Source organism: Vibrio hyugaensis, assembly GCF_002906655.1.
Classification (GTDB): domain Bacteria; phylum Pseudomonadota; class Gammaproteobacteria; order Enterobacterales; family Vibrionaceae; genus Vibrio; species Vibrio hyugaensis.
Window position 1 is genome coordinate 2,106,882 of sequence record NZ_CP025794.1, and the last position, 22,729, is coordinate 2,129,610.

A 22,729-nucleotide genomic window follows, 5' to 3' on the forward strand; every position below is an offset into this window, starting at 1 on the left:
CGTTTTCCAACGTTCGGGGGTATTTCGGAGCCGTTTGCGCGTTTTACTTAACTGCGCGAACCAATTCAGCAATACTTTCCCAATCGCCGTTGTCCATCATAGCAGTTGGCACCATCCAAGTACCGCCACACGCTACAACCGATTTCAGCGCTAGGTAATCTTCCACGTTAGATGGGCTTACACCACCTGTTGGCATGAATTCCACTGGGTAAACCGCCGTTAGTGCTTTAAGCATGTTCACGCCGCCTGATGGCTCAGCAGGGAAGAACTTCAGGGTACGTAGACCCATTTCCATCGCTTGCTCAACCAAGCTTGGGTTGTTCACGCCCGGTACGATTGTCACGTTGCGCTGCTGACAGTATTTCACTGTGGTTGGGTTGAAACCTGGGCTCACGATAAAGTCCACGCCCGCTTCAATCGCGATGTCCACTTGCTCAGTTGTCAGTACAGTACCAGCACCGATCAGCAGTTCTGGGTACGCTTCACGCATGATGCGGATCGACTCAGCCGCCGCTTCAGTGCGGAATGTCACTTCCGCACATGGTAAACCGTTTTCTACCAACACTTTTGCCAGTGGCAGAGCGTGTGCTACATCGTTGATTGCGATAACTGGGACGATTTTGATTTCTCTTAATCGTTGTTCAAGTGTTGTCATGGGTAACCTCTAAAGAATAAAGCTTAATGTTGCTACGATAATAAACGCGATACTACCAAGTAACGTTTCCATTACCGTCCAAGTTTTTAGCGTTGTTTTCTCATCCATCTCTAGTAGACGAGAAACTAGCCAGAAACCAGAGTCGTTGAAGTGAGAAAGCACTGTTGCACCGCCTGCAATCGCGATAACGATAAAGCATAGGTCTAGCTCGCTCAAACCTGTTGATGCTGCCACTACTGGCGCGATAAGTGCTGCAGTTGTCGTTAGTGCTACGGTTGCAGAGCCTTGAGCAACACGCAGACAGGTAGAGATAACAAACGCTGCTACGATCACTGGCATACCTGTGTCAGTCAGAACGTCTGCTAGTGCATCACCGATACCACTTGCACGCAGTACGCCACCGAACATGCCGCCCGCCCCTGTTACTAGGATAACGCCACAGATTGGCGCCAATGAGTCGCCACACAGCTTCTCAAGTTTTGCCATGCCGTAGTCTTTCGCGAATACAGCAAGAGACACTAGCAGAGTAATCAGAAGGGCTACTGGCGTTTTACCTAGCATACGTAGGAACTCAACCAGAGCTGTTTTGCCATCAATCACACCCGCAACCGCTAGCGTGTTCAGTACTGTGTCTAGACAGATTAGCAGTACAGGCAGCACTAGGATGGTCATTACTGTGCCAAATTTTGGCAGCTTAGATTCATCAACTTGTGTTTCACCGTTGAAGAACGCTTTTGATAGTGGAATATCGAATTTCTTACCTGCGTACAAACCAAATAGGTAAGCGCCTAGGTACCAAGTTGGGATAGCGACTAGGATACCAACAACAAGCAGTAGACCAATGTTTGCACCTAGGAATTCTGCTGCTGCAACTGGACCAGGGTGTGGTGGAACAAAACCGTGCATTACGGCAAATGCACCCGCTGCTGGTAGCGCGTATTTGATTGGCGAACCACCAAAGCGTGCAGCCACACTTAGGATGATTGGCATCATAACCACTAGGCCAGCATCAAAGAAGATTGGGAAGCCAAACAGTAATGATGCCACACCTAATGCTAACGGTGCGCGCTCTTTACCGAAGCGTCCAATCAAAGTGTCTGCCAGTACTTTTGCACCGCCAGTCACTTCCAAAATCTTACCGATCATTGCACCAAGACCAACCAGCAATGCAACTGATGCCAGTGTGCCACCAAAACCACTCATCATGGTTGGGACAACTTGATCAGAAGAAACGCCAGTAGCAATCGCAGTACCTAAACTCACCATAGTTAGGGAAGCGAAAGCATGCACTTTTAGCTTAATAATCAATACAAGTAACGCTGCAATCGCGAGGACGGCAATCGTTAGTAGGAACGTAGGGTCTGGAGCTTGGGTTAGCTGTTCCATGGGTTCACCTTTAAGAATTATTGTTTGTGTCGTGGTTCACATTTATTTGAGTTACCGGTAACATGTTACCGATAACATGAATAAGATAAACCCATATTTTAAAGTGAATTCAAAAATTGAGATCACGCGCAAATTTGTTATGAGGATAAGTTATGGCTGGTAGTAGTGTCGTCGTTATGGGCGTTTGTGCGAGTGGCAAAACCACAATTGGTGAGCACTTAGCAGAAAAGCTAGGACGTAAATTCATTGATGGAGACAACCTTCACCCACGAGCAAACATTCAGAAAATGGCGTCAGGTCAGCCTCTGAATGACGACGACCGCAAACCATGGCTAGAACGTATCCGCGACGCTGCTTATAGCTTAGAAAGCAAAAACGAGCACGGCATTATTGTCTGCTCGGCACTAAAAAAGATTTACCGTGACCAAATCCGCGACGGTAACGAAAACGTTAGTTTCCTATTCCTAGACGGCAGTAAAGAGCTGATCCTTGAACGCATGCGCGCTCGCCAAGGTCATTTCATGAAAGAGAACATGGTGAACAGCCAGTTTGAGACGCTAGAGCGACCAGAAAATGAGCCTCGCACTATTTTCGTAAACATTGATGCGACCATCGGAGAAGTTGTGGCGAGTGCCGCAGAACTCATCCTAGAGCAAGACGAGGCAATGGCATGACACACCAAGTAATTTTAGACGTTACCCAACGCTTAGTTGAGCGCAGCCAAGAGGCGCGTGCGGCGTTTCTTGCTCGCACTGAAGTCCAAGCAGAAGCGGGCAAAGGTCGTGTCGGTCTATCTTGTGGTAACTTGGCTCACGCTGTTGCGGCATCTTGTTCTTCAGAAAAGAAAAGCATTCTGGATTTCACTCATTCGAATGTGGCGCTGATCAGTGCTTACAACGATATGCTGAGTGCCCACCAGCCGTACCAACACTACCCAGATCAAATCAAACAAGTGCTGTCTGGTTATGGTCACACTGCGCAAGTTGCTGGCTGCGTTCCGGCAATGTGTGATGGCGTGACTCAAGGTCAAGCCGGTATGGACATGTCACTGTTTTCTCGTGACTTAATTGCTCAATCAACAGCACTTTCACTGAGCCACAACGTATTCGATGCGACCTTGCTTCTGGGTATCTGCGACAAAATCGCACCGGGACAATTGATGGGCGCGCTGTCTTACGCACACCTACCAACGGCGTTTGTGCCAGCAGGTTTGATGGCAACGGGCATCAGCAATGAAGAGAAAGTCGACGTTCGCCAAAAATACGCGGCGGGCGAAGTTGGCAAAGACGCACTGCTTGATATGGAGTGTCGCGCTTACCACTCAGCTGGCACGTGTACTTTCTACGGCACGGCAAACACCAACCAGCTTGTGTTTGAGGCAATGGGTTTGATGCTGCCAGGTTCAGCGTTTATCCATCCGCATACTGAGCTACGTAAGGCGCTGACTGATCACGCGGCTCTGAAAATCGCGGCAATGAATGCTGGTTCAGCAAACTTCCGTCCATTGTCTGAAGTTGTCACAGAAAAGAGCCTGATCAACGGTATTATTGCGCTGCTGGCATCGGGCGGCAGCACCAACCACACCATCCACATGTTGGCGGTGGCGCGTGCAGCGGGTTTGATTCTGACATGGCAAGACATCAGTGACCTATCTGAAGTTGTGCCACTGTTGGCGCGTGTTTACCCGAACGGTCCAGCAGACATGAACGCGTTCCAAGAAGCGGGCGGCGTACCTGCGCTATTGCATCGTTTGGACGAATCAGGCTTGCTTCACCGTGACGTGAAACCAGTATTCGGCGAATTCGAAGACCAAATGACACTACCTGCGCTAGTCGACGGCAAACTGACTTGGACACCATGTGGTGGCAGCCAAGACGGCGAAGTGATTGCTGCGCCAACGCAAGCTTTCCAAAACACCGGTGGTACTCGCGTACTCAACGGTAACTTGGGTAAAGCGGTGGTGAAAGTGTCTGCGGTGAAAGAAGATCAGCGCATCATCGAAGCGCCTGCGATCGTATTCCAGTGCCAACACGAAGTGGAAGCAGCGTACAAACGCGGTGAGCTAAACCAAGACTGCATTGTGGTCGTGACGCACAACGGTCCTGCCGCGAACGGCATGCCAGAGCTGCATAAACTAATGCCAATCCTAGGCAACGTGCAGAAAGCAGGCTTCAAAGTCGCGCTAGTAACGGACGGTCGACTATCTGGCGCATCCGGTAAGATTCCATCGGCAATTCACGTTTCTCCAGAAGCAATTCGTGGTGGTGCGATTGGCTTGGTGCGCAATGGCGACATCATCCGCGTTGATTGCCAAACTGGCGAGTTGAATAACCTAAGCGACGTTACTGGTCGTGAGTTGTTAGAGATGGATACTGAAGCCAAACAACAGACATGGGGTCGTGGTTTCTTTAGCGTGATTCGTCAAAGCGTTTCTAGCGCAGAAGAAGGCGCAAGCTTTATTGTTTAAAGCAGGGAGAAAGACCCCGTCATTCCGACAAGCCTAGGCGAGATCAGGAATCTAATATAAGAGTGCTGTGAAGCTAGAGGAAGCACCTCTGCCACAGCACTTTTTTGTTGGTAGCTCTAAAGCTTTATGCCGTCTTCATCACCACAACCGCAGCAATCACAACAAAGATACCAAACCAGCCAATCGGCTTAAGCTTTTGTTTGAACAGCAAAGCGCCACCAATCGCGGTACCTAAGATACCTATCGCGCCCCAAGAGGCGTATGCGATCGCAAGGTCGATCTCTTTTACAGCTTGAGCAAGCAAGGTAAACGCTGCCATCACCAATACAATCGCAGTGATGCCCCACCCTCTGTGCTTAAAGCCTTTAGAGCGAGTCAGCGCCATGTTCGCCATGATGTCGACCAGCGCCGCCATGACAACAAATCCAAATGAAACAGTAAAAAATTGGCTCATGATTAACACCTCGCATTCGATGAGCTTGGCAACTCATCTTTTTGTTGAGGCTGACCGTGCGATTCGCCGAGCGTCACACACACAATACCGACCACCGCCAGCGCCAAACCAAGCAACTGCTGCGTGCTTAAGTTGGCATCAAACAAAACGATAGAAACGAGGCTAATCAAGGCGATACCCAAGCCTTCCCACGTTGCGTACGCGACACCGATAGAGATTTTCTTTGCTGCTTTCGACAAGAAGTAATAGGAAATGGCGATCAGAACGTACATCACCAGATAGCCTTCCCACGCATTACTTTCGCCGATATACGACATGGTGCTGGTGCCAGCAACTTCGGCAACAATGGCAAGCAATAAAAATAGACGTGCAATGAGCATGATTCATCCTCCCCAGAAATTAAAAAACTGCATAACGGAGAATGGTGAATGTCCTTTAAGAATCAGACATTCAAAGAATTGATTATATAAAAAGAGCCGCTTCTCCTGACTATTTGTAGTCAGATTAGCCCTTCTTCAACAAAACAGACAGGTAATTGAGATATTCATTTTTGAATATCTTAAAGGACAGTTTGCCTATCCGATCACGTTAATGGCGTATTGAGGGTTTGCTGCACCACTTGGTGCAAATGGCGATGCAATGGGTGGTTGCGGTAAGTCTGTAAATAGCCACCCGAAACAACAAATTGGCTGAACTCTCGGTTGACCATTGGCATTGGGTAAGACGCAAGTTCGTGCATCAAGTGCGCGGTGCTTTGGCTAGCATACATAATGGCATCGGTCTCAAGCAACATTTGGCAAGCGACGCGCAAGTTGTAGGATTTAAGCAAAACAACGGGCTCGTAACCCATGCGGCGATATTCCGATTCCACCGTACACAGCGGGTTGTAAGACGCTGGCGCAGGCAAAGAGACCAGAGGCAATTCCGACACCGTATCCCAATCATTGCTGACTTGCGACAACGTCGGATGGTCTTTACGCGCCAAAATCACACGCTTTTCAACAAACAATGGACGCATGTAGATGTCTTTCGACAACTCGGTTTCTTGGTCGAGAATGCAGTAGTCGTGCTCTCCCTCTAACATCTCGTCTTGGGAATAGATGTTCCAGCTTGAGAAAGCAAACGAGGCTTGAGGGAAGGCTTGATGGCAACCGCGCAATAAACGTTGACCTTGTTCGTCCATCAAATAAGGGTCAGTCACAATCGCAATCTGATCTTGGTATTCGAGTGGGTCAAAGTCCGAAAACTCCTGCACTACTTTTTCTAGTGGGGACAGCATGTTATCAAACTCTGCCGCTAAACGTATTGCCATTGGGGATGGCTCCACCCCGTGCGCTTTACGAACAAACAGCGGATCATCAAACACGCCTTTGAGTTTCATCACCCCACGGCTAGCGCTGGGTTGCGAAATGCCAAGCTGCATCGCCGCCAACTTGATACTGCGGTTATCCACCACGGCTTTAAGTAAGCGCATTAAATTAAGGTCTAGCGCATCAAGTTGGTGTGGCATGCCCGTGTCCTTATCAGAAACGAATGATGAAAAATAAACGTGAGTGAGTTAGACGCTTTCGCCCGCCGTAATTTGATAGCCCATATCGACTTTGGTCTCTGCTTGCTCTTCACCCTTTAGGCGCGCAATCAGTAGCTCGGCACTTTTCTCACCAATCTCGAAACGCGGTGTATCCACACTGGTCAATTTAGGGCTGATGGTTTGCCCGATGTCTAATGCGTTGTAGCCAACGACCGCAAGTTGATCTGGCACTTTGATACCGCGTTGCTGAGCACTTAATAAGGTACCAATCGCGATGTCATCGTTGGTACAGAAAACACCATCAAGATCAGGGTAAGTTTCCAACGCTTTAGCAAGTAGGTCGTGCGCTAGAGAAAAGCTAGAATGGTCGCCCGTCAGTACATGCTTTGGCTCAAGTCCCGCTTCTTTCATCGCACGATCATAGCCTTGCATACGCAGCTTGGTACGCGTATCCAGACGAGCACCGAAGTACACAATGGTACGCTTGCCCGAATCCAACATGCGCTTTACTACACTATAAGACGCGTCTTCGTGGTCCATACCAACCGCCATATCGAGCGGTTGCGCTGGCAGTTCCATGGTTTCTACCACGGGTACACCCGCGTTTTTGATCATCTGTAAGGTTCGTTGAGTATGGTGACTTTCCGTTAAGATTAAGCCGTCGACTTGGTAAGAAAGCAGCGAAGCAATTTTGCGTTCTTCTTCCAGTTCGTCATAACTAAAGTGCGCGAGCAGCGTTTCGTAACCATTGGCTTTGGTGACGGTTTCAATGCCCTGAACAAAAGACGCAAAAATTTGGTTGGACAATGAAGGAAGTAAGATGCCAATCGCTTTACTGGAAGACTTCGACAACATCGCGGGCGCACGGTTTTCGATGTAGCCCATCTCTTCAATCGCCGCAGCAATCTTCACTCGTGTTTTTTCTGCCACCGAGTCTGGGTTGCGCATGTAACGCGATACCGTCATTTTTGTTACGCCAACTTTGTCTGCGACATCCTGCAATGTCGTTCGTGCTTTTTTATTAGGTTGAGCCATAAATATCTAATTTATCAGTAATGTTACTAGTAACATTATGACCAATACACCGGCTCGCGACAAGCTCAGTAAAATCTATTGGCTACATCATTAATAAAATCATAACTTTACCGCCCAAATAACCATCAAATTGCAATCCCAACATTGTGATTCAAGGCCGAATAAATAAATGACATTAATATTGAGTTTCTTATAAAATGCCGTACCTAAAAACAATAAGATATGAAGCATAGTGCAATTAGGCTCAAGCGAAACCCGGATTTACTATCACCTGCTTGATCTGGACGACTCTCAAAAGCAGCAATACCTCGATGAAATGCAGCAGAGTCAACCTGAGCTCTACCTCCAAATCGCCCCTCTGTTAGCTAGCGAAAACCAAGAAGAACAACTGACTGAGTTGCTCGGCTTCGGTGCGAGTCTGGCAACAACACAAGAGGTCGACTTAACAGGAGCAGTGATCAGTAAATACCGCCTTACCCACGAGTTGGGGCGCGGTGGTATGGGGGTGGTGTATGCAGCACAGCGCGCTGACGAGACCTTCGAGCAAGACCTCGCGATCAAGTTCATCCAAACCAGCTTAAGTAATGTTTTAGGGAAACGAGCATTATTTGATGAAGCTCAGCTTCTAGCTCGCTTGAACCACCCTTATATTGCCAAAGTGTTTGATGGTGGCTTGCATGGTGACTCGGTTTACATCGTGATGGAGCGAGTTTTCGGCCAGACCTTAGACACGTATTTGTTGCTCACGCCAATGGAAGACGATGATAAGTTATTGCTGTTTAAGCAGATCTGTCAGGCAATGGAACACGCCCACCAGCATCAAGTCCTGCATGCGGACCTCAAGCCAGAAAACATCCTAATTGATCGGAATAAACGACCTAAGCTGCTCGATTTCAACCTGACGCAAAAGGTGCAATCAAACAGCGACAACTCGTCTCCCGCATTGATTGCATTCAGTGAAAAATACGCCAGCCCAGAGCAACAAGCCGGAGAGTTTTTAACCGAACAAAGTGATGTGTATTCACTGGGTAAGATTCTGGCTTTGATGTTTCCTGAGCAGCCAATGTGGTCAGACATTTATTGGGTGGTGAGACGTGCAACGCGAACTAAAGCAACGCAACGCTACCTTAACGTTCGCACACTGCGCCAAGATATTGAATGTATTTTGGAACGACGCCCAATTGAGCAAAAGAAGCACTGGCCGCTGTACAGCACGCTTCGTCTAGTACAACGCCGACCGCTGCCCTCGGTGTTATCCGCAATCTTAGTATTATCTGGCTTGCTGTTCGGTAATACTCTGATTCAAAAGAATATACAACTGCAACTAGAGAAAAAGATTGCAGAAGACATCATGTATGAAGTGACGCGCCTTGTCTTCCATGCCAAGGGGCAAAACGTCGAACATATGTCAGTCAGCGCGATGATGGAGCTGACACGTAGGCGGATTCTGTCTAACCCAGATATCCCCAAACACATAAAGCAGAAAATGTTATTGGCAATGATGACGCCGGTGCCGGAGAAGCACCTCACTAAATCAATAAGTTGTCAGCCAAATTGTGCGCAGAAGTAGCGTACTTAACAGCAAAGCTAAACAAACAAAGGCTTAAAATTAAGATGTACACACGTTCCGTTGCGACTTGGCTATCCGCTTTGGTGATAGCGCCAGCATGGGCGAACCCGACTTCTACGATTTCTTCGTCAGAAGCGACAGCGCCTACCATTAAACAAGGTTTCTTCATCGATTCACCGGTGACGGGCTTGTATTATAAAACCAGTTCAAAGCTTTCTGGTCATACAGACAAAGGCTCATTTCAATATCGCCCTGGCGACGTCATTAGCTTCTTCTTGGGTGGTAATGACAATGGCTACTTGCTCACAACGATGTCGAGCCAAGAAGTGCTCACACCAACCATGGCGACCACCAAGCCAAGTCGCAGCATCAACATGACTCGCTTGTTGCTCTCTCTCGACAGCACACCAGAAAACCGCCAAGAGATCGTACTGGCCAATAAGGTACTCTCCGACCCAACTTTCCAAGCGCAACTTAAGCGCCTCGACCTCAACTTCCTAGATGATGCCAAACACCAACTCAATTTGGATTGGGTTTCGGTACAGGAAGCGGTTGAACATCTCAATGAAAGCCAACGCTACATCGAAAAAAACTTCGCTTCGGATGAAATCATCTTTGAGCCAAAAGATGTGCGCTTTAAGAACATCATCATCAAAAAGAAGGACTGGCAAGGTCGCGCCTGCGCGTTCGATATTCGCTACCAACACCACCCACGTTATCGTCCGCCAATTGGTGAGGTCAATTTCACCATCACGGAAAAAAGCCTTATCCAGCATCCGAGTATTGGTGATTACTTCCAAGGCTGCTTTTTATCACTCAACCACAGCGTGACTGAAGACATTATCGAGCCGATTGAAAAGTTTTCTGAATGGGAGAGCTTGGTTGGTTGTGCAGAGACAGGTTGCACTCGTAATGACCTCAACGGTTTTTCGCTCGAGGATTATGATGACGAAGGCGACTGGAAATACCGTTCTGTCGCACTCAACTTCGACCCAAGCACTCAGCTTTTGATGGAGAAAGTGCAAGGTCTAGGCACAAACAAACACGTCAAACACAACAACCGCACTGAGATGTTGTGGTTTACCTATCCTGATTCCGTCGATAGCGAAATTGCCTACCAAGGCGTATGGCAACAAACTCAATATCTACAAAACTCGATGAAGCAATCGTGTCTGCTAATGCGTCATAACCAAGTGTTGCGTTTACCGGTCGATGCCGTTACCTGCCCCACAGACGCCAGCCTATACACTCAAGATGTCACCAACGAGTATTTGGATATGTGGTGGGTCAACAATGACCAGCCAAGTGCCGAGCTGGCGCAGATGAATGTGATGGTGCGTTGGTCACCAAGCCCAGCAGAAATCAACTACACCACATGGGAATACTTGCCCGCTGGTAAGAGCTGGGAGCAAGGTATTTTGTACCGTTATCAACAAGATATCAGCCGCAATCGCGATGGGTCTGATCGCATAGAAACCCATTCTATCTCTGAGTTTGTAAAAGTAAGTGAGAACGTATAACCATGGCTTCCAATTCTACCCTGACGCAAATTATCCAGCAGTGGCAAGCAGGCAATAAACAGGCGGAAAGTGATTTATACCAATTCGCTTACCTGCAACTGCGTAAAATCGCTCAGCAAGAGCGAGAGCGCAACGCAGAGAAATACGGCACCGACAATAAGGTACTGTCGGACAGTGTGAACAGCACTACAGCGCTGATCCATGATGCTTACTTAAAGATGTCCAACTGCGACATGAGTGAGATTGAAACTAAGCGTGATTTCTTCCTAATGGCCGCCAAAGTAATGCGTCAAATCTTGATCGACAACGCACGCTCACATCAAGCGCAAAAACGCCAACACATCACCTTGATGAAAGAGGAAGAAGATCGCTTCGAGCAACTCATCATCATGGACAAAGCGCTCGACAACTTTAGTGTGCGCTATCCGCGCCAATCTAACGCGCTAAAGCTCAAGTATCTGATGGGCATGAAAAACCAAGAGATCTGTGAACTACTTGAATGCAGCGCCAGTTTGATTGAAAAAGACCTTAAATTCTCACGCAGCTGGCTGCAATCAAGAATGGCGCACGCTTAACATCATGATGAAGAAATACTGGATTGCAGGTACATTGGGTACCTGCTTGATGGCGAGCTACTGGCTTTCAGATGAACAAACAGCCGCAGCGGCTGCCAATATAGAGCCAGCACAAAATGGCATAGATAAGAGAAAAACGTCCCAAGGTGAGCGCACTTCGTTGATTGAAGTGAAGCAAGCCTTAACCTCCTCAGTACTAGAGAGAAACAACGATCTTGCCTTTGAAAAAGCACTCGAATCGACCTTGTCAGATCAACCTGAACAGGTTCAAGATGCTTTTGGATCATCGGTGGTCAATTACTCCGGAGACCTTACTCAAACCTACGTGAGTAGCAACGCAAACAATGATGCGACTAACAATGGCAAACCAATCATTAACCTCGCGGTGGAACAGCAATTACAAACCATCATCTTTGGTTGGGAACTGACGCAGAACACCCCTATCAACTACTCATTGGGATTGGAGCAACTGTTTGAAGACCCCGAAGGTGACCTTCTCACTACCCGAATCTGGTTGGAAAACGCCAATGGACTGAGTGTTCTCAACCAAGGACAGATCATGTTGCAAGGCGCACCAAAAGCGTTCGACCAAACCACTTACTTAGCGGTATCTGCGCGCGATGACCATCATGGTACAGAAGACCATGTTTGGGTTACCACGCGCTTTGAACTGCCAGCAGTAACCGAAGAACAAAATGATACTGAACACCCTCTGATCGATGGCATTGTGTATCGTCTTGAATCCACGACATTGCTTGGTGGAAAGAAATACGCCTATGAAGTGGTGTACTGTGAGGCATTTAAATTTGCCGAAGAAGAGGTCTTTTATGCGGCTTCCAACAACAAAACTCATTGTCCTGAAGAGCATGAACTAAAGAAAGTCGGCCAGTATCAGATCAGCGATGAATCATTAATAGTGCAAGCAAACGGCTCACAACAAATTTGGACCACGAAAAAGGTCTATACCTCACGGGTGCATAAAGAGACCGAAAACTATTTCATTACCGTCTTCGATGATAATCGTTTCGAAAGCTACACCATGCAAAAGAACAAACGCTCAATGGAAGAACGTTTGAACGTCAATACAGGGGAGAAGCTATATCAATCCACACTATTTGATTTGCTTATCCCTACTGCGGGAGGTTACCGCCTTGCTACCGCTAGCAACTACATTTTTGACCGAAGCTTCGCTCAAGATGGTGAGTGGTATGACAGCTTTGACTCGGATCTCAACGTAGTGACGTCATACAGCGACCTATTTGGTCATGAGATGTGCCCATTTTGGGATGTCTCTATCATCGCAGGAGAAGGTATGTTCAGTGATATCATCTCCTACTCCGATAAGGCCGATTGTGAAACGGCACCTAAACTGTCTACGTACGCATTTGTCATATTTAACAATGACTATCATCCCAATGATGTATTTCTCCACGGCGAAACGTATAGCTACATTTTGCGCCCACTTCCTCAATACGCCAGTGAAGTTGAAGAGTTTAAAATCAATATGATTTATCACGATCCGATTGGGACAAAAACCACTCAAAAATTAACTAAAAACTCAAAATAAGTCTTTGTATTCCATAATTAGCACCCTTATTGACAATTCAAACAATTAATCTGATCAACAAAAAAATATTCAAAGTTTTTTTACGGTTTTTTTTCGGTTTTTCGTATCTTGAAGCTGCTTCCAAAAACGATCCAAAATGCGCTGCTTTTCCAATCTCACTAGTGAGATTTGAAGATAAAACAATAAAAAGCGACTTTCTCATTCGGAAACGAAACAAGGATTAAAACAATGAATAAGGTGAGTTTACTAGCAGCGTCAGTGGCTATCGCGCTAACAGGTTGTGGTGGTTCAGATGGTGGCTCAAACGGCGGTAATGCTGGCGTAGTGATCACAGGCTTTGATGGCTACTTCAAAGAAGCAGTCGTTTTTGAAGATGTAAACAACAATGGAAAGCTAGATAGCAGCGACCCAATTATTGGTCTAACCAATGATAAGGGTAAGGTGACGCTAACAGATAAACAATACTCTGCTGAAAAGAACCTTGCGATTCAAACCATTGTTCCGGGTGGTACTATTCAAGCTGAACTGATTGCTCGCGATCCACAACTTTTTGCTGGTACATACACGGTTGATATGGACAACCCGACTCAAGCTATGGCTCATGAAGTTGTATTCCGTACACTTCCGGGTGAGAAGGTTATCTCTCCGCTGACTGACCTTGTTGTAATCCAAGCGGGTGCAAACCCAACACCAGAAAAAATCCAAGCAGCGAAAGACAAAGTAAATGAGACATTAGGTGTCGAAGGTGATACTGCATTTACTGATGTAATCGCCGCTAACAATACCGCTTTACATAAAACAGCTCAGATTCTAACCGAGTCTAAAGCACAAGCAAAAGACAGCTACTCTGCAGAAACCGCTATCGCTATTGCCGATAAAGCAACTGACGTCGTTAACGATAAAAACAACGCAGACAAACTAGACGATCCAAACTTCAAACCAGTTATTGAAGTCAACAATGGCGTAGTAAGCAAACCCGTTATCAACAACAAGTTATTTGCAAATGAGAGCGTTGTAAAAGCTATCAATACAGAACTGGCTCCTCTTGATAGCCACTCAATCAATCTAGAGCTACCTCTCGCTGTTGGTGAACTTGCTCTTTTTAAAGATGAAGATAACAAAAACATCGACATCACAGTAAGCGTCATCACACTTGATGGTTCTGTGGTCAAAAACCTAACAACAACGGCTATCAATGGTGATAAGTTGACGATTTCAGGTGAACTGACTCCAATTCGTCCTGCTTACCAAATCAAGCTAACGGCAACTGACTACAATTCAGATAAGCAAGATAAGTCTTTTGGCGCAGTAACAACCGCTTTCGACCTACAAGTAAACGTTGAAAACCCAGCACCAACAATTAACAAAGAAGCTGCTGACACAATCGAAGAGTGGATTGACAGTATTGAGCTATACCAAGGTGTTGAAGTTCAGAATGAACAATACCGTATTGACAACTTGTTCTCTGACAACGAAAAACTTTCGTTTGAAGCATACACATCAGTTGATGGCTTAGCACTTGAGCTTGTAGAAACTCAAGGTCAAACTGAGCTAAAAATCACCGGTAAACCATCTCGCGTTTACCCTGAAGGTCAAACAATCACGATCTCTGCATTTGACGGTATCAATACAACTTACAAAGTATTCGAGTTAGATGATATTGAAAAACAACCTGAAGCATCGATTGAAATCGATCGCGGCGATCTTGCAGAACTTCAACAAGAAATCACGGCACAACTAACAGCACTTAAAGTTGATGAAGCTGTTGATGTAGATTTCAATATTACTGAAATCTTTGAAGCACAGCACACGTCAGGTGCAATCGAATACTACGCTGGCACAGAAGAAGATGAGCACGCAACAACCGTTCCGGGTCTAAAAGTCGATGTTGATAACAACGGCACACTGACTGTTTCTGGCACACCAACTAGTGCAGCGAAAAACGGTTCATTCGTGATTGCGGCGGGTGTAAACCCAGATGCTGAAGATGCCGTAATTTCTGAGTATGTAACGATTACACTACCAAACGTTCAACCAGCAGATGACGTAACACCTCCTCCTGCAGGACATCCGTTAGAAGGCAAATTCCTACATTTCGTAGAAATTGGTCACAATGGCAGCAATTACCCTAAAGCATGGTGTGATTCAATCTATCTAGATGTGCAAACCAAAACGATGTACTGGAACGACCGAGATAGCGATAACCTATCAACTTGTGACACAGACATGTCAGAGTTTACAGAAGGTGTCCCATACACAATCGTTGGTGACAAAATTATCTCCCAAGAAGATGGCATGAAAATGACATTGGATGTCATCAAACAACACTCTTTTGATGATGACGAGCATTTCCTTGTGTCATTCACAGATGAAGAAGGCGATGAGAAATCAACAGAGCTGTACTCTTACCACACAAATGCTCAATATGTAGAAGAAGCACTTAACAACGACGTTAGCGAATCTCAAGAAGATGCTAATTGGGTAGACCGTGAAACATTCATTGCGATGCCATCTTCAGAAGGCGCGAATGATATTGTCGTAACTGAACTAAAAGTTTCTGGCATTGTTCAGCAATTTAATGATTCCCAAGGAAACCCTTACTCTTCCGCTTCAATCTATGGTCGTAATGCAGAAACTTGTGAAATCCTAAAAGATATATACCTCGATTACGGTAGTATTCAAGTCCACGGTGATAACTACGGTGCTGACAACTACTTCAACAGCCAACCACAATATAGAGATGTTGAAGGCTCTTGTTACATCGATTTAATGCCTTTCGATCATTCAGTTGCTATTCCAGAAGGGCTTTACACTATCGAAGCTACTCCAGAGCGTACTGATGAAGCAGAACGCATTATCTTTAGTTTTGAAAAGTAATAGCTAGAAGCATATAAACACAGAGCCCCGCTCAAGCGGGGCTCTTTTATATCCGTGTCCTTACTTCACACAAATCACATTCAGCAACGAGGTGCCTGTTAACTGATTGGGCTCTCGGTCAGCAAACAAACCCTTCTTATCTTTACCCCAGTACGGCAATTGTAATGGCCAATTATTTTTCTCCATCACACCAGAGCCACGCAGCGTTTTAAACTCAGACGCGCTCGCCAAGTTCATCGCCAATTGCTGACACACTTGCTTCGAACTCGCGTAATTTAAGCGATTCCACGGCTTGCCATGTTCCATGTAGAACTGGTTGTTATTCTCAACCAAGTACGGCACCACAAACGTCTTACCTTGTAAGATGGTTTTCAAACGTACCTGAACGTTATTACTGCTGATCACAGGTTGAGCAGGCTTAGTCATTTTGGCAGGCTTTGCGGCAACTTGGGTCGCCGAGGTTTGTTTGACGGTTTGTTTTGCGGGTACCTCTTTGGCCTTAAATGCCCCTGTATCAGGTCGAGAAGCGGTCACTGGCTCGACTGGTTTTGGTTTCGAAACTGGCTTGGGCATTGGCTTCGTCTGTTCCACAGGTGCTGTACCGCCTTTGCCGACAACACGAATAAAGGCTTCTTTATAGGTCGACAGGGTTTTGACTCGCTGTAAGTCCTGAGAAGCTTTGGCAAATTCAGTATAAGGGCCAATAAGACAACGGTAGCTTTTTTGCTCTGGCTTCATCCAAACATCAGTGGTGATTTTGCCGTAGATCGGCTTGGCTTTGGCTAAAGACATCGGTTTTGGTAACAGACCACATTGGATCCAGAAGAAATCATTGCCTCCTTGCGGCACTTTCTTTCCCCACACCCCTTTCCCGATCGGACAAGATTGCTCAAGTACTGGCAGTTCTTTATTACTCGCTTGAGAGGCTTGGCAAAGAAAACCCTCCGCAAATACCGATGTCGAAAACTGGGCGCACGCCACCAGCAACCCAAGGCTCAAGCCGGATTGGACGATACGAGAGGAGTAGTGTGCCTTCTTCATTTCCATACGCTTCACTCTAAACAGTAGGTGATGATATTATCGCGACAAAGCGTCAATAAAACATGCATAAAAACTGATAAGCAAAAAAAGAGCCGGAATTGCATCCGGCTCTCAGTTTAGAAAGAATTTTGCTAAATAAGCAACTTACAGGCGCGTATTTTCGGTGATTAACCCTTGTAGATTTTCGGGTTGAACACATCACGTAGCCAGTCACCCAATAGGTTAATAACCAATACCAACGTGACCAGTACAATACCCGGGAAGGCGGTAATCCACCACGCACCAGAGAAGATGTAGTTAAAGCCGATGCTGATCAGCGCGCCTAACGACGGTTGGTCTACCGGTAGACCTAGACCGAGGAATGACAGTGCCGCTTCCGACATAATTGCATTCGCTACCTGTACTGTCGAGATAACCAAGATTGGCGATAGACAGTTCGGCAGAATATGGCGGAACATGATACGTGGCGCTTTAAAGCCCATAACACGCGCCGCTTCGACGTATTCTTTCTTCTTCTCTGCCAGTACCGAAGCACGGATGGTACGTGCGTATTGCGGCCATTCTGCCACACCAATAATCACCACCAGCATGACTACTGCATATTGACTATAAAAGTCACTACCAAAACTGGCTTTGAAGATTGCCGAGACGATGATCGCCACCATCATGGTAGAGAACGACAACTGTACGTCAGCAAAACGCATCAAGAAGCTATCAATACGTCCACCGAAGTAACCCGCCGACAGACCGATGATGATGCCTAAAACCAGTTGAAGACCAACCGCAAGGAAACCGATAGTCAAAGACAGACGAGAGCCGTACAGAATGGTCGATAAAATATCACGGCCTTGTTCGTCTGTACCCAACACGAAACGCTCGTCACCGTCTTCCATCCAAGACGGCGGTAATTCCGAGTCCATGATGTCGATAGACGTGAGATCATAAGGGTCTGTCGGTGCCAGTACAGGGGCGGCAATCGCCAGTACCAAAAAACACCATAAATACGGTGAAACTGGCCATCGCGACTTTATCGCGCTTAAAGTAGTACAAGAAATCCGAGTTTTTAAAACGTTGCCACGCAGAAGGTACTGCTTCAGGAGCGGCCGTTACATTTGATTGGCTCATGGTTAAGCTCCTTTTCCAGTTAGGTTCACTGTCGGGTTGATGATGCCGTACAGCAAATCAACAATGGTATTGGTTACCACGAAAATCAGACCAACAAAGATAACGTAAGCAGTGATCAACGGTGTATCTACACGGTTGATTGCCTCAAGGAAAAGAAAGCCCGTACCCGGCCATTGGAACACGGTTTCAGTAAGAATGGTGTAAGCCACCATGGTACCAATCTGCACGCCACCCACAGTCAAAACTGGCAGCATGGTATTTTTAAGTGCATGTTGGTAATAAATTTTGTTTAAGTTCAGGCCTTTTGCTTTGGCGAACTTGATGTATTCCGAGCTCAGCACTTCCAGCATTTCTGAACGAACTAAACGGATGAACAGCGGCAACATGATTGAAGCCAGTGCCACACACGGCAGAATCAAGTGCTTAATGCCATCAATGGTAAAGAAGCCAGATTCCCACCCAAGAATATTAGCCGTTTCCCCCCGCCCGTAGGAAGGTAGCCAGCCCAGTTCAATGGAGAAAACGTACATCAGCATGATCGCGGTTAAGAAAACCGGAATCGAGATACCGACACTACTCATCGCCATAACGAATTTCGTAAAAATACTCTTCGGATGAATCGCGGAGTACACCCCAAGAGGAATCGAGAGAAGAATGATAATGAGCGTCGCACCAAACACGAGCTCTAGCGTCGCCACCAGTTTATCGAGAATGACCTCAACAGCAGGTCGCTTGAAGAAGTAAGATGTACCTAAATCACCTTGTAGCGCATTGCCCACAAAGCGAGTGTACTTTGTGATAAAGGGATCGTTCAGGCCCAGTTCGTCTCGCAGCGCTTGACGCTCCGCTTCTGAAACCGACTGACCTACAAGCTCACGCAGCGGGTCACCCAGGTTATCCTGAATGGCAAACGCCACCAAACTGATCACAAACATCACTATCAGTGCCTGAAACAGGCGCTTGACCAGAAACGAAAACATTCCTTGCCCCTTAACTATCCATAGATCTCTATTCAGAGAGAAAATCCAGTCTGTAAAACCAACTCAGTCCGACTGAAACAAAACTGAGTCGAGCGCTTTAAGTTGAGGAGGGACATCCATCCCTCCTCCAAGTCGACTAACCGTGATTATTCAACCACTAGGTCGCCGAAGTAAGGCATTACCATTGGGTTAACGATGTCTGCAGCTTTCACGTTAGACTTCGCGCCCCACGCTTCACTTTGCCAGTGTAGCGGTACGAATGCTGCGTCGTTGTATAGTGTTGCTTCTACGCCTTTCAACATTTCAGCACGTTTTGCTGGATCCGTTTCTACGTTCGCAGCTTCAACCACTTTGTCCATTTCTGGGTTTGAGTAGTAACCACAGTTGTACTGACCACGACCAGTGTCTTCGTTACGCGTCATGGTTAGGAACTCGTTGAAGTTCGCCGAATCTTCCGTATCTGAGTGCCAACCGATCATCAACATGTCTGCCGCACACTTGTCGAACTCAGGCCAGTATTGCGCTTTTGGCATCGTCTTCAGATCAACCTTAATGCCGATCTTAGACAACATTGCCGCCGCCGCTTGTGCTACTTTCGCGTCGTTCACGTAACGGTTGTTTGGCGCGATCATCGTTAGCGTCAGGCCGTCTTCGTAGCCCGCTTCTTTCATCAGCTCTTTAGCTTTCTTCAGATCGTAGCGAGGAACCAGCTTGTCATCGTGACCCACGTAACCTGCTGGGCTTTGTTGACCAGCGGCCGTTGCGAAGCCTTTCATAATCTTCTTCACGATGCCTTCGTTATTGATTGCGTGAACAATCGCTTGGCGAACGCGAACATCTTTCAGTGCTTCGTTGCTGTTTTGGTTTAGTTGGAACGTGATGATACGTGTACCAGGTAGTGTTACTAGGTCGATGCCGTCTGCATCTTTCACACGTTTGTGATCGTTTGGTGCTACCGGGTGAATCATGTCAACGCCGCCAGAAAGTAGCGCAGCTACACGAGTCGCGTCTTCTTTGATTGGTACAAGCGTTAGCTTATCAACGTTACCTTTCGACTCTTTGTCCCAGTAATCTTTAAAGCGTTCGAATTCCACTTTTACGCCCTGTTCACGTGAAGTCACGATGAATGGCCCCGTGCCAGATACGTTAGTCGATGCAAATGAGTTACCGTGCTTCACTAGTTCAGACTTGTCTTTGCCATCTTCTGTCTTACCAGAGTAGAACTTGCTGTCCATTGGGAAGATGTAAGTCGCCGTTTGCAGCACAAGTGGGTAAGGACCTTTAGTAACTAGATCCACTGTGTAATCATCAACCTTTACGATTTTTTCGTACGGGTCGAAGATAGCTTTGAAGTCTGGAGAGCTTTGTAGACGTTCGAAAGTCCATACCACGTCGTCAGCTGTCATGTCGTTACCAGAATGGAACTTAACACCTTGGCGAAGCTTGAAACGTACCGTTGTATCGTTCACACGTTCCCAGCTTTCTGCTAGACGAGGTTCAAAGTCCATGTCTTGTGTGAAGCGAACTAGTGGATCAAATACCATGTGTGACATTTGCAGCGTACCGCCTGATAGCTGCTCATGCGGGTCTAGTGATACTGGGTCAGCTGCGTAGCCAACTTTGATATCTGCTGCCATTGCGTTAAAGCTTAGGCCCGCTGCCATTAGCGCCACTGCTAATTTGCTTTTCATGGTTTTCATTTGCATAACTCCTTCATGCGGGAATTCGAATCCCTTGTTGTGTTTGCGTCTTTGTTATGACTAAGGTTTGTTGACCTTGATGGTCAGCCAAGCGAAAAACTTGGTTTATGCCGTTTTGATTTCTTCTCTCAAACCCGTGAATTCGGGCATCAAAGAAATCAGTTTCTTACTGTATTCATGCTGAGGAGCGGTAAACAGTTGCTCAGTCGGCGCCACTTCCAGTAGCGTACCCATCTGCATCACACCCACTCGGTCACACATCTGACGAATAACAGGTAAGTCGTGACTGATAAACAGCATCGTTAGGTTCAGTTCACTTTGCAGATCTTTCAGCAAGTTCAGAATTTGTGCCTGTACCGATACATCCAACGCTGATGTCGGTTCGTCACAAATCAGTAATCGAGGACGGGTCGCCAGTGCGCGCGCAATTGAAATACGCTGACGCTGACCACCGGAGAATTCATGAGGGTATTTCACGCCCGCCATTTTGCCCAAACCTACGTGATCAAGCAGGTCATTCACAATCTGACGTGTTTCCGCTTCATTCTTAGTGAGCTTATGGAAACGAATTGGCTCCGCGATGATCTCGAAGATCTTCATTCGCGGGTTCATTGACGTGTATGGATTTTGGAAAACCATCTGCATCTGACGACGCAGTGGACGACGCGCTTTTTCCGATTTTAGCGCCGTAAGTTCAATGCCTTCAAAGCTCACTTGACCTGAGTTTGGTTCGTACAAACCAGCAATCACACGTGCGATGGTCGATTTACCTGAACCGGACTCTCCCACCAAACCAAACGTCTCACCTTCGTGCACTTCAAAACTGACATTGTTCGATGCCTGCACGTATTCGCGGCGGCTTTCAAACAACGAATCTTTGGTCACGAAACGTAAGTTAACGTTCTTAACGTCCAATAAAGGACCAGTGTATTCACGTTGGTCTTGGCTTTGGCCTAGCCAATGGTTCTTAATATCCAGCTCTTGTAGCTCTGACGCTTCTTCGATATAGCTCACCAATGGGAATCGGTCGAGTTTTACATCAGAGCGAGGAACCGCAGAGATCAAGCTGCGTGTGTATGGGTGGTCTGGATCGCCAAGCACTTTCGCCGTTGGGCCAAACTCCACCAAATCACCGCGGTACATAACCGCAACACGGTCAGTAACGTTTGAAACCACCCCCATGTCGTGCGTCACCAACATACAACCTACGTTGTTCTTAATACACAGTTCACGGATAAGGTTTAGGATTTGGTCTTGGATTGATACGTCGAGTGCCGTAGTTGGCTCATCTGCGATGATCAGTTCTGGCTCACCAGCCAGTGCGATAGCAATAACCACACGCTGGCGCATACCGCCAGAGAATTGGTGTGGGTACTGTTTAAGACGGTTTTCAGGTTGCGGAATGCCAACCTGTTGCATTAAAGAAAGCGCACGTTGATACGCCTCTTCATCCGACACCTTCATGTTGGCGTGGATGGTCTCTTTCAATTGCTGCTCAACCGTAAATAGAGGGTTAAGCGAGGTCATTGGGTCTTGGAAGATAAAGCCAATCTTAGAGCCGCGAACTTTACGCATCGCTTCTGGCGTCAAACCAGAAATTTTCTCTCCATCAAGGTACACGTCACCACTGGCAACACGACCCGGAGGGCTAAGCAAATCAATAACGGCGTTACCAACGGTGGATTTACCCGCACCTGATTCGCCAACAACACCCACAATTTCGCCACGATCGATATGAAAAGAAAGCGATTTCACGGCCGCATGGACACCGTGACGGGATGGATATTCTATACGAAGGTTTTTCACCTCTAATAGTGACATTTCAGACCTCTACTGCCTTGTCTGTGGTATCGAATCGCGCAATAAAAGCGCCATTCATTACCTGAATGAATCCGTTCAAATTCAGAATAATACTCTGAAATCTTAATGCGGAAACAATTTGGCAAAAATCACACAAAAAAGCAACAATTAAAGTATATTCCGCCGAAAAAACATTATTTACACGCACAATGAGCGAATAGAAATGCATTAACAAGTATTTAACCATTTTCATAACACATCATTTTTGTGCGCTACGCACCAATAAAAACAGAAAAATGCTCTAAATTCACGCATAAACTCACTATTGATAGTATCCCTATTATTCACGCACCATTATTAACATTTACCAAACAATATTCCGTTCCTATTGGGATTTTTCGACATAAAATGTTACTAACAAAATAGTCTGCATACATAAAAAGCCA

17 protein-coding genes and 1 pseudogene are annotated in these 22,729 nt (G+C 46.6%); 7 read left to right on the forward strand and 11 right to left on the reverse strand.

Annotated features, from left to right (window positions below; translation table 11 throughout):
- Nucleotides 1-43: 43 nt before the first annotated feature.
- Together C1S74_RS10395 and C1S74_RS10400 are read right to left on the reverse strand one after the other, a co-directional pair.
- Nucleotides 44-655, reverse strand: coding sequence for a bifunctional 4-hydroxy-2-oxoglutarate aldolase/2-dehydro-3-deoxy-phosphogluconate aldolase (locus C1S74_RS10395; RefSeq protein ID WP_045399517.1), 612 nt, complete (start codon nucleotides 653-655; stop codon nucleotides 44-46).
- Nucleotides 656-664: 9 nt separating this feature from the next.
- Nucleotides 665-2,041 (reverse strand): GntP family permease, encoded by a 1,377-nt coding sequence (locus C1S74_RS10400; protein ID WP_045399519.1) that lies wholly within the window; start codon nucleotides 2,039-2,041, stop codon nucleotides 665-667.
- A gap of 152 nt (nucleotides 2,042-2,193) precedes the next feature.
- Between C1S74_RS10400 and C1S74_RS10405 the strand changes: the two genes are divergently transcribed.
- Together C1S74_RS10405 and edd are read left to right on the forward strand one after the other, a co-directional pair.
- A complete protein-coding gene (locus tag C1S74_RS10405; protein ID WP_045399522.1) occupies nucleotides 2,194-2,715 on the forward strand; it encodes a gluconokinase in 522 nt (173 codons plus the stop codon).
- A complete protein-coding gene (gene edd, locus C1S74_RS10410) occupies nucleotides 2,712-4,508 on the forward strand; it encodes a phosphogluconate dehydratase (RefSeq protein ID WP_045399524.1) in 1,797 nt (598 codons plus the stop codon). Before C1S74_RS10405 ends, edd begins: the two co-directional genes overlap by 4 nt.
- A 124-nt stretch (nucleotides 4,509-4,632) precedes the next feature.
- Here the strand turns inward: edd and C1S74_RS10415 are convergent, their stop codons facing one another.
- The 4 genes from C1S74_RS10415 to C1S74_RS10430 all read right to left on the reverse strand — a co-directional run bounded on the left by C1S74_RS10415 (nucleotide 4,633) and on the right by C1S74_RS10430 (nucleotide 7,528).
- Complete coding sequence (locus tag C1S74_RS10415; protein WP_005434604.1) at nucleotides 4,633-4,962, reverse strand: SMR family transporter; 330 nt, start codon at nucleotides 4,960-4,962, stop codon at nucleotides 4,633-4,635.
- 2 nt (nucleotides 4,963-4,964) lie between these two features.
- Entirely contained in the window at nucleotides 4,965-5,342 is a 378-nt protein-coding gene (locus C1S74_RS10420) for an SMR family transporter (protein ID WP_045399527.1), read from the reverse strand.
- A 203-nt stretch (nucleotides 5,343-5,545) separates the two neighbouring features.
- Entirely contained in the window at nucleotides 5,546-6,472 is a 927-nt protein-coding gene (locus C1S74_RS10425) for a LysR family transcriptional regulator (RefSeq protein WP_045399530.1), read from the reverse strand.
- A 48-nt stretch (nucleotides 6,473-6,520) separates the two neighbouring features.
- Nucleotides 6,521-7,528, reverse strand: a complete 1,008-nt coding sequence (locus C1S74_RS10430; protein ID WP_045399535.1) for a LacI family DNA-binding transcriptional regulator — start codon at nucleotides 7,526-7,528, stop codon at nucleotides 6,521-6,523.
- A gap of 232 nt (nucleotides 7,529-7,760) precedes the next feature.
- On the opposite strand from C1S74_RS10430, the gene C1S74_RS10435 reads away from it, so the two are divergent.
- The 5 genes from C1S74_RS10435 to C1S74_RS10455 all read left to right on the forward strand — a co-directional run bounded on the left by C1S74_RS10435 (nucleotide 7,761) and on the right by C1S74_RS10455 (nucleotide 15,637).
- Nucleotides 7,761-9,098 (forward strand): serine/threonine-protein kinase, encoded by a 1,338-nt coding sequence (locus C1S74_RS10435; protein ID WP_045399537.1) that lies wholly within the window; start codon nucleotides 7,761-7,763, stop codon nucleotides 9,096-9,098.
- 44 nt (nucleotides 9,099-9,142) lie between these two features.
- Nucleotides 9,143-10,618: a hypothetical protein gene (locus C1S74_RS10440; protein WP_045399540.1), complete on the forward strand. Its 1,476-nt coding sequence runs from the start codon at nucleotides 9,143-9,145 to the stop codon at nucleotides 10,616-10,618.
- 2 nt (nucleotides 10,619-10,620) lie between these two features.
- Nucleotides 10,621-11,193: a sigma-70 family RNA polymerase sigma factor gene (locus C1S74_RS10445; protein WP_045399541.1), complete on the forward strand. Its 573-nt coding sequence runs from the start codon at nucleotides 10,621-10,623 to the stop codon at nucleotides 11,191-11,193.
- A 4-nt stretch (nucleotides 11,194-11,197) separates the two neighbouring features.
- Nucleotides 11,198-12,760, forward strand: a complete 1,563-nt coding sequence (locus C1S74_RS10450) for a hypothetical protein (protein WP_045399544.1) — start codon at nucleotides 11,198-11,200, stop codon at nucleotides 12,758-12,760.
- Between the two features lie 228 nt (nucleotides 12,761-12,988).
- Nucleotides 12,989-15,637, forward strand: a complete 2,649-nt coding sequence (locus tag C1S74_RS10455) for a hypothetical protein (protein WP_045399546.1) — start codon at nucleotides 12,989-12,991, stop codon at nucleotides 15,635-15,637.
- Nucleotides 15,638-15,697: 60 nt separating this feature from the next.
- Here the strand turns inward: C1S74_RS10455 and C1S74_RS10460 are convergent, their stop codons facing one another.
- The 5 genes and pseudogenes from C1S74_RS10460 to C1S74_RS10480 form a co-directional block, all read right to left on the reverse strand.
- Nucleotides 15,698-16,684, reverse strand: coding sequence for an SPOR domain-containing protein (locus C1S74_RS10460; protein ID WP_045399549.1), 987 nt, complete (start codon nucleotides 16,682-16,684; stop codon nucleotides 15,698-15,700).
- A 161-nt stretch (nucleotides 16,685-16,845) separates the two neighbouring features.
- Nucleotides 16,846-17,803, reverse strand: a pseudogene (locus C1S74_RS10465) (ABC transporter permease).
- 2 nt (nucleotides 17,804-17,805) lie between these two features.
- Entirely contained in the window at nucleotides 17,806-18,783 is a 978-nt protein-coding gene (locus C1S74_RS10470) for an ABC transporter permease (protein ID WP_038869935.1), read from the reverse strand.
- Nucleotides 18,784-18,929: 146 nt separating this feature from the next.
- A complete protein-coding gene (locus tag C1S74_RS10475) occupies nucleotides 18,930-20,483 on the reverse strand; it encodes an ABC transporter substrate-binding protein (RefSeq protein WP_038877076.1) in 1,554 nt (517 codons plus the stop codon).
- Nucleotides 20,484-20,588: 105 nt separating this feature from the next.
- Entirely contained in the window at nucleotides 20,589-22,304 is a 1,716-nt protein-coding gene (locus tag C1S74_RS10480) for an ABC transporter ATP-binding protein (RefSeq protein WP_045399552.1), read from the reverse strand.
- Between the last annotated feature and the right edge of the window lie 425 nt (nucleotides 22,305-22,729).

Coding starts and splice junctions, on each gene's coding strand:
- C1S74_RS10395 (WP_045399517.1), bottom strand. CDS start 655: ATGACAACACTTGAACAACGATTAAGAGAAATCAAAATCGTCCCAGTT.
- C1S74_RS10400 (WP_045399519.1), bottom strand. CDS start 2,041: ATGGAACAGCTAACCCAAGCTCCAGACCCTACGTTCCTACTAACGATT.
- C1S74_RS10415 (WP_005434604.1), bottom strand. CDS start 4,962: ATGAGCCAATTTTTTACTGTTTCATTTGGATTTGTTGTCATGGCGGCG.
- C1S74_RS10420 (WP_045399527.1), bottom strand. CDS start 5,342: ATGCTCATTGCACGTCTATTTTTATTGCTTGCCATTGTTGCCGAAGTT.
- C1S74_RS10460 (WP_045399549.1), bottom strand. CDS start 16,684: ATGGAAATGAAGAAGGCACACTACTCCTCTCGTATCGTCCAATCCGGC.
- C1S74_RS10480 (WP_045399552.1), bottom strand. CDS start 22,304: ATGTCACTATTAGAGGTGAAAAACCTTCGTATAGAATATCCATCCCGT.
- edd (WP_045399524.1), top strand. CDS start 2,712: ATGACACACCAAGTAATTTTAGACGTTACCCAACGCTTAGTTGAGCGC.
- C1S74_RS10425 (WP_045399530.1), bottom strand. CDS start 6,472: ATGCCACACCAACTTGATGCGCTAGACCTTAATTTAATGCGCTTACTT.
- C1S74_RS10440 (WP_045399540.1), top strand. CDS start 9,143: ATGTACACACGTTCCGTTGCGACTTGGCTATCCGCTTTGGTGATAGCG.
- C1S74_RS10450 (WP_045399544.1), top strand. CDS start 11,198: ATGATGAAGAAATACTGGATTGCAGGTACATTGGGTACCTGCTTGATG.
- C1S74_RS10430 (WP_045399535.1), bottom strand. CDS start 7,528: ATGGCTCAACCTAATAAAAAAGCACGAACGACATTGCAGGATGTCGCA.
- C1S74_RS10405 (WP_045399522.1), top strand. CDS start 2,194: ATGGCTGGTAGTAGTGTCGTCGTTATGGGCGTTTGTGCGAGTGGCAAA.
- C1S74_RS10470 (WP_038869935.1), bottom strand. CDS start 18,783: ATGTTTTCGTTTCTGGTCAAGCGCCTGTTTCAGGCACTGATAGTGATG.
- C1S74_RS10475 (WP_038877076.1), bottom strand. CDS start 20,483: ATGAAAACCATGAAAAGCAAATTAGCAGTGGCGCTAATGGCAGCGGGC.
- C1S74_RS10445 (WP_045399541.1), top strand. CDS start 10,621: ATGGCTTCCAATTCTACCCTGACGCAAATTATCCAGCAGTGGCAAGCA.
- C1S74_RS10455 (WP_045399546.1), top strand. CDS start 12,989: ATGAATAAGGTGAGTTTACTAGCAGCGTCAGTGGCTATCGCGCTAACA.